Genomic DNA, 11,868 nt, shown 5'->3' with positions numbered 1-11,868 from the left:
AAAAAATCATTAATAATTCATATAAATCAAAAGCTTAATTATTTAACACTATTTTCTATACATATTCAATTTACATAATTTGTCACTTCAGGACATATTTTTTATCGGTCTTGAAACTAATGTCCGAAAAATAAAAGTTCTGTGACAGGGCTTGAATTTATGAAAAATAATGATGAGTTATACATTTGAATTTGCACCAATATAGTGCCAATATTTGTCAGTTAATTTTTTAAAAAAAGATATTTCAATTAATTTTCTTTGTAAGCACGTAGCTTATTCTAATTTTTAAATCCAAAATGATTAAAATCCCATAAATAAATTATGGTATTCTGTTTTCTTATAATGAAACCACATAGAATGTTCTACTGGGGAATAGCATGATTAATAAATTTCTTCCAACACTTGAAAAATTCCAACCGACAGAACAACAATATATTGAGTATTTTCATGCCAAAGGTGAAAAAGACATACTCGCCAAAGTCATCTCAAATATGCGCGGAACCGCAGAAATTCAGGCCTCTCAGGGCGTTGACGCATGGTTAGGCTATGGCGTCTATTTACCTGCAATTGAACGTATTTTTGCACTGCACCAAGGGGAAACGGAAGCTGAGTTTTATGACCGTACTCAATATCCAGCCGATGTTGTCAATGCTTATACCCTTTCGAATCATGAGATTGCCACGCTCATTGCTGCAGATAAATACAATCGTATTCATCAGCACAGCGTAGCAGTGAATACCTCATTATGGCCTTTAAATGATGAAGGCCTAAGTATCGACTTGCTCGATTTTCCCAATCGACTCAAAGCAAAAAGTTAAACTTATGTGGTATATCATTCAATAACGGTGACAAATGATCGATCTATAAATCTCGTATATTCTTTTTTCGTTCAAACAACTGTCTAAATGAAGCAACGAGATTTATAGCTGATTTTTATTAATAAACAAATCACTTACAGATTTTGAAACTCATGAATATTCAGTTCATTCATTTCTCCGCGCCAAATCCATTTCAATTTTGATTCCAAAAACACATCTCCCTCAAACCACACAAAAAGACCTTCCATCATTTTCGGCCAGTCTTCTTTGGTCACAATCGTGCGCCCTGAAATAACCGCCAAAATCGCAGCTAAAATCGTGTCATGACTGACCGCAAGGCTCAAACCATAAGGGTTGTTCGGATGCGTGTTATATATAAGCTCCAATACATCTACGACGCCATGAATCGGATGCTTCATACCGGGTAAGGCATTATTCACAAAGCTATTAATAAATCCTAGAGCACCTTGACGCTGAAAATAAGGGCCGGCTTGCTTAATATCCAAAACAAAACTGCCTGGCTCAACCAATAAACCTTGTTCGATAATTTCAATACGGTGGGTATTCGGCTCAAGGGTTTGTCCATCTGCCCCTTGAATCATTAGTGCAGCGGTATCAATACAACGTTGAATTGGGCTAGAAATACAGTGTTGTATCACTCGATCTGTATTATCGATCAGATAGGAACCCCACGCCTCCGCCAAATCTCGCCCTTGATGCGTCAACTGTAAATCATAGCCTGCAAGCCCCTGACCCGTAACAACTTCACGAATGGAATGACGTGTAAATAACGTCACTGGCGTTTTTGCATCTGGCAATAAATCGATTGCCTTCAACATACTAGGCGGGAGTAACTCTAAGGCCATAATCACTAGCAACTCAATAATTCAAAAAACACTATAGCACGCTCAGTTTTTAGCTCAAGCCGACGAAGGCATTAGTTCAAGTGCTTGTAATGCCAGTTTTTTCATATCGTTATTTCGATATGCAATAAAACCGCCATTCAATAAACTCAATCTTTGGTTATATACGAATGGTCGTCCCTGAAAATCAACTAAACCACCACCGATTCGCTCTAATAAACACTGTCCAGCACTGGTATCCCACTCACTCGTTGGGTGAAAGCGTGGGTAAATATCGACTCGGTCTTCCAACACCATGCAGAACTTATATGCACTCCCTGCACGATACTCTTGAATAGGCGTAAGTTTTTCCAACTGCTCTAAATATACTTGATACTGCGGCTTACTCTGACTACTTTGACTTAAGCCGACTTGAACAGCACTGTGGTTTTCAACTGGAACATATTCAGACCATACGTCTTTTTCCATATTGTATTTTAACGGCTGACCGTGTAGTGGACAGAAGTAAACTTGCTGTTCACATGGAATAGCCAACACCGCAAAAGTTGTATGCGCACCTTCGATAAGACTGAGATTGATAGTGAATTCTGGACGTTGATGCAAAAATTCTTTCGTACCATCTAAGGGATCAAGCATCCAAAAAGACTGCCACTGCTGTCTATGCACATGCTGCCCTTCTTCAGAAAGAACAGGCAAATGAGGAAAGGCTTTGTTTAAAGCATCGGTAATAAATTGATTGACACGATAGTCAGCTTGCGTAACTGGTGAATGATCGGATTTTCGTTCAACTGTAAAATCACCACCTGCAACATAAGCTTGATACTCTGCTCGTAAAATCTCGCACGCTTGAGTCACAATCGGTACAAGTTGCAATATCAGCGCATCTTGAGGTGCAGTTGTGGGCTTAAACATGAGACCGCCTTTTATTCATTAAGTTATAGATTGAGAAGTTCATCTATTGGGATAGCAGCCTACTGATCGCCTCGTATTCAACGGTATACAGTCACCTCAGAGTGAGAACACGCGAACACTTTTTCAACACTGCCTTAAAAATATTATACGCCTAAGACACTCAGGAAATATCACTCAATTCCAATTCTTCTTTTGACTTTGGGTTGAGTAGTCCAATCAACCTGACTTTACCTTTACCCACACCTTAAATATTGAGACTAGAGAAAGTCACCAGCTGACCGTTTCTAATTTGTGCTTACTCTTAATTTCTTTTCAGCTTTATACATCCAATTGATTACTTTAGGAAAAATCATCGCGCAAAAAAATCCCACGCATGGGAGCGTGGGATATAAAACAAGAAAAGCTACAGCGCTTTAATTTGGAGTACAGTATAAACCTGTATTTTAAATACATCAATTAAAAAATGCGTTATACCTGCAGTTTTTTTAAATTACGGTACATCTACTCATTTTTATCTGAACACTTCACTTCTAATTGATACTCATCCTGCGTCACTTTGATCTTAATCCTTTGATACTTTCTTTTATTCGGATCCATAGCCGAACTAGCGACTTCATGCAAAAACTTTCGATCATTCATAAGCTCGCTATATGCTTTATAACCAATCAAAATCTTTTCAGGCTTTTTATTTTTGGAAATTAATTTTTTTAGAATATCGTCTAGTTCATTTGCAGTAACAATTGACATATCGAAGCAACTCAAAATAAAAAAGATTATCCATGAACAATATGATCAAAAGATGTCAGAAATCATCTTTCTCACTATTTTCATTTCAATAGCAAAATGAAAGCCCGATCAGTATCAAAACAAATCGGGCTTTTTGTCTGTAATCACTTAGACCAGAAAGTTATTATAATAAAAAACCTGTTTACCTCTCTCCAAATAAACAGGCTTAACTGCACAAACATCATCTAATCATTATATTTTCATTACTTTATGTCGCACACTTTACAGCCCAAATATTTCAAATAAATGAAACCTTAGGGTTTTTAACACAATTGAATACTTAATCATCATTACGTAAAAAGGTTAACTCATATTCATCATGCGTAATTTTAATCTTGGTATTGCGATAAGTCCGCTTATTTGGATCTAAAGATGAACTCATTACATTTTCTGCAAATTTTTTATTCGACATAAATTTTGCATAGAGCATATAACCAATACGGATTTTTTTAATGGCCTTTTTCTTACCTTTTGCTTCATATTTATCTAAGGTTTCATCTAAAAAATCTAAATTTAACTCACTCATCCATTCCTCTCTATTTTATTCTCATTCGCCACATCTTTTTTAACCGATTCTTGTGTAAATAACCAGCAAAACCACTTTATTTTTATTTTTGTCAAAAAACTTACTTTTATTGCATTATTGAGCTGGATACAACGAATCTTTCTCCGTCAGCTGAGGTGGTTTATATTTAGTTTCAAACATAAAAAATCACCCTCAGGTGGTGTTAATGGTATCGATGTAAAATGAACATTTGATGAAACAGATTAGATAGACATGAAAGCCGAATAGCTAAGTGGTACTGAAAAGCTGACAAAACCAATGATGCAGTCCGTTGTAATCCATGGCTGATTTAGGTCAGCAGCAACAGTAGCGGCTTTTGGAGAATAATGGCAGCTCTAAGCGTTCTCATCGAATATTTATAAAAGCGTTTCCTTCTTCATTAAAGTGAATCATTCCTAATGCTGAAATTTCAATATTGCAGTGGATCAATGTGCAGTTAACACATCTTATATGTTCTTACTTAAAAAATTGAGATCTCGTATTCTTCAATTTTTGACAATGGGCTATGCAAGCCCGTAATCTTATACAGCTATACGCTATAATTACGCCATATTTGCATAAAGCAAAACTGCTAAATCGGTTGCTAACTGTTTTCTATCGCGATTGCTGAACTTTGAAACCTTGGAGATTTTTTGAGTGGAAAAGCCAATTATCATTTTTGATATGGACGGTTTAGATTGTAAACACCTAATTTAGATATATTTTTTTATTTAATATTTAATTTTATAAATATTTATGTACACACTACTGTACACATTCAAAAACATACCTGATTCATTATAAGCAAAAAGTATTCTATTGAGTGGTTTTTTAGTATTAGGTCTGGTGATCATAATCTTCGAAAAATTATTAAACTTAGTTACTACATAAAGTATATTAAATAATTCACAGAGGACTTAAGAATGGGCGAAGCAAAAAGAAGAGGTTCTTTTTTAGAAAGAAAAGAACACGCAATTAAAAGAAATTATATTAATAATGCTACTAATAGTGATGGAACTATTAACCTAGAATATTTAAATAAAATGGGAATTTCACCTTCATCAGAAAGTGAGTGGGGTGACTTAAATAAAATTTTAATAGCATCAAATATAACTAAAGTGTATCGGTACTTTGACAAAGAGATACATGCTGATAATTTTTGTAAGGGCCAGATTAGATTAAGTACACTACAGGCTTGTCGTGAATATGAAGATATTGATCAAGGCGACATGGATGAGGGAAAAGAAGTCTGTAGAATAAAACATCTTAATAACTCAGACCCCCTTTGGCGGGAACATCTCAAATCAAGAGGAATTGAAATTATTGGGAATGTAAAAAGCTTCACAATGGAGAATGTCACCATTAGTAGCACTCTTAATAATGCTCATGTTTTATGCACTACAAATACCCCTGATCATCAAAAATTCGCAAAAAGTTTCGGCGAGTACTGTGTAGAAATTGCACATATTGAAAGTTTTTACCATATTTTAGGAAAATATTTATGGGGCTTAGGTTTTATACCGATCGGCAGAAAAAAAGTAACGTATGGTAATATTGAATTTGATCAACATGGACAGCCTATTGACAAAATTGGATTCGTGAAGTTACCAAGATATCAATGGCAAGATGAATACAGACTTCTATGGGAGAGAAGAGATGCAGCTATTATTGAACCAAAAGTCTATAATTGTTCCGACATAGCCCATCTTTGTAAGAGAATTAAATAAAAGTGCCCTTCTTAATTCTTATGGATTAATCTGACACTTTTATTATTGATTTATAAAGTAGTTTCTATTATTGAGACGATTGCCTTGTGCTTTCCCTGACAATCCACATACTTGCGACGGTCATCAATCATAATGGGTAGAATGTCTTTACCCTGCCCTGATTCAAGCTTTTGAAGATCAGGGCAACGAGCTTTCAGGTTTGGAGGTATTACCAGCGGCATTGACTGCTGACACCCCAGCATCATCGAAACAAGTGTTGAGATAAACAGGACGCTCAATGATCTTTTGCACTTCACGTGTAATCGTTTCTGTTTTGACTCGTTCGGTTTCTTTGGTTTGTTCATAGTCCTCACCTGCTTTCTGTGCTCGTTCTTGCGCTTCTTGTTCTGCATCCTTATAAGGCTTAACCGCCTTATCGACTTCTTGCTGTACCTTAGTTTTACAATCAGCATTGGCCTTGTTCAAATCACCTACAAGTGAATTGGATTGCCATGTTTGAAAAAAACCATAGATCAGAAGCACAATGATTATGGTCCAGCGCTTGTTATTCCAAATCCAATAAAGTAAGGGCATTTAGTTTTCTCCCATGCATTTTTCATAACGTGCTTGCTGTCGTGTCCAAACGCCATAACAGTTATTTGAACGGATTGAACAATCGCGCTTTGCTGCATACTTCCACTTCAATAACGACTTACAAGCCTGCACATAGTTGCGTGATTTTAAGTTTCGAAGCATGGAAGACTGCGACCATGCGCCAGTGCCAAACTGGTAAGTAAAGTCCATGTACAAGTCGTACTCAGTTTGAGAAAGCGGAATACCAAAAAGCGTTTTATTGAAAATCTTGGCATCCTTATTCATGTGGAATTGTAGATATTCAGCTGCTTGTTTCTTGGTAATTGGTGGATCAGTGATTTTGACAGTTTTGCCATTTGGATAGACAGTTGTGCCAGTGCCAATAGTTGCCACCTTGACACTATCGTAATAGGGCTTGAGTACAGTCCCTTCTCGGCTTTGCGTCCATGCAAGGCCACCTAAACTAATCACGGTTGCCATGGTTACAGCTATCTTGGTTTTATTCGACATTGCATTCACCATTCGCTTTTCGTAGTGCAATTTGATGGAGTTGATCTGCACGTTTGTTTTCTTGACGCTTGTAGTACCAGTTAATCAAGAAGCTCATAAAGCTCACTAATAGGCCTGCAACCGCCACCAGCAAGCCAATTGCTGTAATTGGATCTAATCCTAAAAACTTCCCCGACAACCCCGCTATTGATCCACCAACTGCCGCTTTAGTTGAAACAGATGTAACTACTGCACTTGCTTCGGCAATTGCTTGTCCTGTTGTTTCTGACATTTCGCCCCCCCAATTTTTGACATTAAAAAAGCCCTAACCAAATTTTATTGACTAGAGCCTTTTAAGTATCGTTTTCTGTTGACAGTAAAAAACCCTGATCTTTATTAGAGATCAGGGTCTATATGGATTTATTGGTTAATTAAAGAGTATTTTTTAATGCATTCTGTAGGTATTCAATATACTCAACAACCTCTAATTCTTTTAGCTTCATTTTCTCCAAGGCATCTATTGATTCCTGCGAGTGGCTGCTATTCGCTATATCGCTTGCCTGAACTACTCTAAAGATATGTGATAATTGAATAGCGTCATCTGGTAGGGCTTCATTAAGCTCCACCCAAGCACCATCATTATAATATGTCTGTAGTCCATCTACTTTATAGTATGTTTTATCTTCGGGTCGGTAAGCTGTAGATCCCTCCGGGGCCTGTCGATACACTCTCGATGTCGCTATGATTCCCACTGATCCAATAAAATCAATTAATTTCATTTCTTCTCCTTATATCCAAGCTGAGCCGGACCATGTTTTAAAAGTGTTTGTGGTTGTATCAATTGCTCTTGCAAGTTTTTCTTTTGTGGTAAGCACAGGAAGTAATGCAGTTGTTGCCTCATAAATCCCTAACTGTTTATAACATACAAAGTTCGGGGCTGTTAGGTGAGACAGAGTACATTGATACTCAATAACAGTCCCTGAAACAACATCAGCACTCCCTAACTTAAAAACATCCCCAGCTAAAGCATTATTGGGCAGGACGTTCGCTAAAATTGTGCGGTGATTAAAGATAGCAGGAGCATAAGTTGATATAACGCCACTCAAAAGCTTGTAAGTTGGTGCTTTACTTCCACTCCACTCACCTTTTAAGGTTAGCTTATGACCTTCTGACACCCCCCCAAGCTTTAAAGCTGTGCCGGACACAGTAGCGAAATCACCACCATCAATAGTAAGGTCTGTTGCATGCCCACTGGTTGAATACCAATCTATTGCACAGTCTGAGCCCGAATATCGGTTATCCTTCAATTCTACAACACCCATACGATACGCATAAACTGACCGTGCAGCACGTTTATCAAACTTGCTTCGTGTGATTCTTAAAACATGATTGCCGACATTTGCTGTAGTAATTGCTGTTCCACCTTCATTGGTGACCAAGGCTTTCGTTACAGGAATTGGTAAATCACCTTCATGATCTATAATAAATTCGCACTCATCACATTCGACCAGAGACTTGCTAAATTCATCCACCCGACGAAGAAATGCGAATTGAGTTAAATCTCCTGTGGCTGAGTCATATGGCAATACAAAAGCAACCTTACTAAACTTCGCATCTTTTAAGTATGGATAGCGCGGATTTTCCTTATTTAGCCGCAGCTGGCCACCATTCACACGTAGCTTTTTCAAAATACCAAGATTAGAAAATTCTTTTACCCGTAGGTTGTTGACTTCCAGTTCAATATTATCATTTTCACTTTTGGCTGCTGTATCCAGTACGTTTACAGTTCCGCCATTAATTTGAATAAAGCAAGAACCACCAGTCGGTGAAATTGTGGCTTCAGCTTCAATTGTGTGAACCAGTGGATTTGAAATAATAATTTCTTTAAATCCAAAACCTTCTTGAATAGATGCACGAACTCTTGTTCTACCACGCTCAATTGTATTGATGTGGCGAATAGTTCCACCTATACCACGGTATGAATTGTTAAAACTATCTGCTGCTGGATCAATGACCACCATATTTTCATAAGTAATGGAATCAATTGTCGTGCCTACTCCCCCAGCAAAGCTAATCGTATGTGATTGCTCATGAAAATATTTGTCGTCTTCTGGAGGCGGAGCACTACCACGAGCATTATTATCCATCTTAAAGCTTTTGAAATAAAAAGACTTCATACTGATTTTAGGCTCAAAGCGAAGCCACCAGCTGTGTTTCTCTTTAATTTCACCGTCCATAAGCTTTAAACATGATGCCTCCCCATCACCATAAATGAATAAACATTTATTAGCTGATAACGGAACTTCATCTAGATAAAAACGTAACACTTGTGCCCTACAGAAATAATCATAAGGTGATCCAGGAATACATAAAGCCTTACCTGTTTTTAATGCTTCTAAAATTGCACTTCTGAACGCCATAGTACACTCAAGCCCCGGAAGCGCATTAAAGTCAGAGACCAGATTTAATGTCTGACCAGACCTAATCATTTGATTAAGCAATTTTTCATTAATTTCATCATTAAATTCCTTTTGCGTTTGATCTCCGTACGCAATAAATTCAGCAAGCCATTCTTTTTCAGTTGCTGTATTTGCAAGTTTTTTATATAGCTGATCAACATAATTATCTAATTGAGTTAACGAGACTCCTTGCTTTTCAATCATTGCGAAAAATGCTGATCTTGTTTCATCATTTAGCGAATCAACATATTCATTTAAGTTTTTAATATTATTGTTAGATAACCAGTTTAAAACGCCTAATTCCTGCATTTTTCGCCAAATTGTATCAAAATCATTATCTACTGATGCAGGGCGAAAAGAATTATTGTAGCTTTGATATTGGGTTGAACGTGACATCGGCGTATCACGCTGTATTTTAATTATCGCCCCAGTAACTGGCGGTAAAATAAAAGTCACCGTGTCTGCCATTACATCAAGACTCCAGCTACCGTGTGATGGTTCTACATCATTCACTAGTACAATTAAATGGTCTTGCTCAAGTACGTCAAACTCTAAATGAAAGCTCCTCGTTACTCCATTCCCAATAAATTCAGCATATGGTGTTTGTTCTTGGACTGCCATAGTTGCCCCCTAATCGTTGAAATCTAAGGTGGCTTCTGCAACACCACCGTCTGTTCTCCAATTAGGGCGTTCATTCACTTCATTAGTTCTGTGTATTTTTCCGACACGTTCAGGTTGATCAGTAATTGCACCTGCTGCTGAGTCTAAGTAGTCATCGGGTTGACTTGAAACCGCAGGATTCCATTCCCTCATTTGCTTAGCAACTGCCGAATCTTCTTCGTCACCGTTCACACCAGTCGTAACCAAAACAGAGATATGAGCCCACAAAAGGCCAGACATTAAAGGCCCTTCGAGAGCATCAAGAATCCGTTTGTTTTTATTCAATGTTGCATGGTGTTCTTCCACACCACAACGTAGCTTTCTCTTCTTCAAAGCTGACTTGAGTGAAGATCCAGCAAAGCCACCAATACCATTGGTTTCAATTACGATTTTTGGAACATAGTATTTTTCAACTAGATCACAAAGTTGCCAAACTTGCCCCCCGACTATTTCACCATCATCGTTGGTAATAATATCGGGACCAGTTAAAGCAATTGATCGATGCCAATACTTCGTACCTAAATCGTCATGTAAGAATAAAGCTACAGATGAAATATCAGATTTAAGCTTGCCGCTAGATGGGTCCCATTTCGCTGACATACCCACGATACGGCGCTCCCCTAGCATCATGAGATATTGACCATTCGAACGTCTCAAAACTGGCTCACAGTCATAGGCAAGGATTTTGTCAGGATCAAGACGAACATCACCAATTGGCTTGGCATGCATCTGATACTGTGAATCCCATTCATTCAGGGTTTTACACTCTTCACGGCGGAATTCCATTTCTTCAGGCGTAAAGCGTTCTTCCCAAATTCCCTTAGAATAAAAATCGACAATGTAATTTGATTCTAAAAAGGTGACTTCCCAAGCATTATTTAATTTTCTGCATTCGTAGTTTTCACCCTTTCTTAGATATTTCGCACCTACGCCAATGCCTGAGAATGCATGTATCGGTTCAAAGTCGAGTAATACCTTTTGACCTTTGACGCTGTCCTCAACACGTTTTTCTTTTTCAAACATTTTAAGAATCAGCTTACTGACTTTTCGCTGCTTCTTAATTTTTTCATAGAGTGAATCATGGGTGTGTGGTGTACCAATCCAAAGACGTTTTGCACCAGGAATAGCAATGTGTGTTTGTTCAGATAGCTTTTTAGGTAGCTTCTCTCGTTGCTCAGGGTTTGCTGTGGTCTGTGGTGTCTCAACGTCATCATTTTGGATGAAATGCGCACGATGTCCTGTAACACCTGACAAGATGCCTTTTGCCAGCATAGTACCGTAACGAACGTCTGGTGTGCCTTCTACAAACCAACGTTCAATTTCGCCTTGGCGAATAGCGACATTAGGATTACTAATACATAAAGGATGTCTCTCAAGAACATCACGTGTACCTTTTGAACACTTATAAGCATCCGCATCCGTAGTGCCTTGGTGCAAGATTTGAGTGTTAGGCCAGCAGTAGATCACCCACGCATTAAATACGTCCAATATGGATGATTTAGAGTGTCCACGCGGAAGCATGAGCAAGCCTGTACGCCCATTAAGATAAAACTCTTCTAGGAAAATACAGACCTGAATATGGAAAATAGGAACTTTCCACCCTTGTAGCTCAGCCCAAAGTAGAAAGAACGCTAAAAAGCTGATCTTCGGTTTAGTCATTAGCTCATACGCTGTTTGGCTTTAGCTGCTGCTTCTTCTGCTTTCTTAATTAGCTGCTGTTCGTACTTTTCCTGTGTTGCTTGAGTGGCGCTGATTGGTGGAATTGCTCCTGATTTAATATCTAAGATTCGCTGAAGCGTAGCCATGACACCCGCCTGATCCTTAACGATCTTATACATAAACCCCTTATTCCCGCGCTCCTGATTTGAGCCAAGACCAATACCCATTGCCATGACAGCAGTTTTCACCATGTCATCGGCAATTTCTTCAGAAAGTAATTTGATTCGTTCTACCTGGTCATCACGCATAAAAAATTCCCCCGTATATAAGCCATATATATAGGGGAGTAAATTGTGGTTTGTTGGGTATCTTACTTGT

13 protein-coding genes are annotated in these 11,868 nt (G+C 38.1%); 2 read left to right on the top strand and 11 right to left on the bottom strand.

The genetic code is table 11. The annotated features are described in order from the left end of the window. Positions 1-377: 377 nt before the first annotated feature. Positions 378-818, top strand: coding sequence for a hypothetical protein (locus AC5EUN_RS06005; protein ID WP_130235144.1), 441 nt, complete (start codon positions 378-380; stop codon positions 816-818). 134 nt (positions 819-952) lie between these two features. Here the strand turns inward: AC5EUN_RS06005 and AC5EUN_RS06000 are convergent, their stop codons facing one another. The 4 genes from AC5EUN_RS06000 to AC5EUN_RS05985 all read right to left on the bottom strand — a co-directional run bounded on the left by AC5EUN_RS06000 (position 953) and on the right by AC5EUN_RS05985 (position 3,905). Continuing rightward, positions 953-1,684 (bottom strand): histidine phosphatase family protein, encoded by a 732-nt coding sequence (locus AC5EUN_RS06000; RefSeq protein WP_004696597.1) that lies wholly within the window; start codon positions 1,682-1,684, stop codon positions 953-955. Between the two features lie 54 nt (positions 1,685-1,738). Next, complete coding sequence (locus AC5EUN_RS05995; protein WP_094148185.1) at positions 1,739-2,593, bottom strand: 3'(2'),5'-bisphosphate nucleotidase CysQ family protein; 855 nt, start codon at positions 2,591-2,593, stop codon at positions 1,739-1,741. Positions 2,594-3,094: 501 nt separating this feature from the next. After that, a complete protein-coding gene (locus tag AC5EUN_RS05990) occupies positions 3,095-3,340 on the bottom strand; it encodes a hypothetical protein (RefSeq protein WP_094148184.1) in 246 nt (81 codons plus the stop codon). Between the two features lie 319 nt (positions 3,341-3,659). Next, on the bottom strand, positions 3,660-3,905 hold the full coding sequence (locus AC5EUN_RS05985) for a hypothetical protein (RefSeq protein ID WP_004696593.1): 246 nt from the start codon (positions 3,903-3,905) through the stop codon (positions 3,660-3,662). Between the two features lie 941 nt (positions 3,906-4,846). Here AC5EUN_RS05985 and AC5EUN_RS05980 point away from each other — a divergent pair. After that, positions 4,847-5,650, top strand: coding sequence for a hypothetical protein (locus tag AC5EUN_RS05980; RefSeq protein WP_493352225.1), 804 nt, complete (start codon positions 4,847-4,849; stop codon positions 5,648-5,650). 177 nt (positions 5,651-5,827) lie between these two features. Here the strand turns inward: AC5EUN_RS05980 and AC5EUN_RS05975 are convergent, their stop codons facing one another. The 7 genes from AC5EUN_RS05975 to AC5EUN_RS05945 form a co-directional block, all read right to left on the bottom strand. Further along, positions 5,828-6,223, bottom strand: coding sequence for a hypothetical protein (locus AC5EUN_RS05975; RefSeq protein ID WP_493352224.1), 396 nt, complete (start codon positions 6,221-6,223; stop codon positions 5,828-5,830). After that, positions 6,224-6,733 (bottom strand): lysozyme, encoded by a 510-nt coding sequence (locus AC5EUN_RS05970; RefSeq protein ID WP_493352223.1) that lies wholly within the window; start codon positions 6,731-6,733, stop codon positions 6,224-6,226. Then, entirely contained in the window at positions 6,723-7,004 is a 282-nt protein-coding gene (locus AC5EUN_RS05965) for a phage holin family protein (RefSeq protein WP_493352222.1), read from the bottom strand. Before AC5EUN_RS05965 ends, AC5EUN_RS05970 begins: the two co-directional genes overlap by 11 nt. Before the next feature lie 139 nt (positions 7,005-7,143). After that, positions 7,144-7,491, bottom strand: a complete 348-nt coding sequence (locus AC5EUN_RS05960) for a hypothetical protein (protein ID WP_493352221.1) — start codon at positions 7,489-7,491, stop codon at positions 7,144-7,146. Between the two features lie 9 nt (positions 7,492-7,500). Continuing rightward, complete coding sequence (locus tag AC5EUN_RS05955) at positions 7,501-9,792, bottom strand: hypothetical protein (RefSeq protein ID WP_493352220.1); 2,292 nt, start codon at positions 9,790-9,792, stop codon at positions 7,501-7,503. A gap of 9 nt (positions 9,793-9,801) precedes the next feature. Then, the gene (terL, locus tag AC5EUN_RS05950) at positions 9,802-11,490 is read right to left on the bottom strand and encodes a phage terminase large subunit (RefSeq protein ID WP_493352219.1); all 1,689 of its coding nucleotides are present in this window, start codon (positions 11,488-11,490) and stop codon (positions 9,802-9,804) included. Then, positions 11,490-11,798 (bottom strand): hypothetical protein, encoded by a 309-nt coding sequence (locus tag AC5EUN_RS05945; protein WP_078390216.1) that lies wholly within the window; start codon positions 11,796-11,798, stop codon positions 11,490-11,492. Before AC5EUN_RS05945 ends, terL begins: the two co-directional genes overlap by 1 nt. Positions 11,799-11,868 lie beyond the last annotated feature (70 nt).

It is taken from the genome of Acinetobacter sp. CAU_H_S170_2, assembly GCF_058890445.1.
The sequence above is the reverse complement of the archived record's forward strand: the minus strand, read 5'-3'. Positions and strand labels throughout refer to the sequence as shown.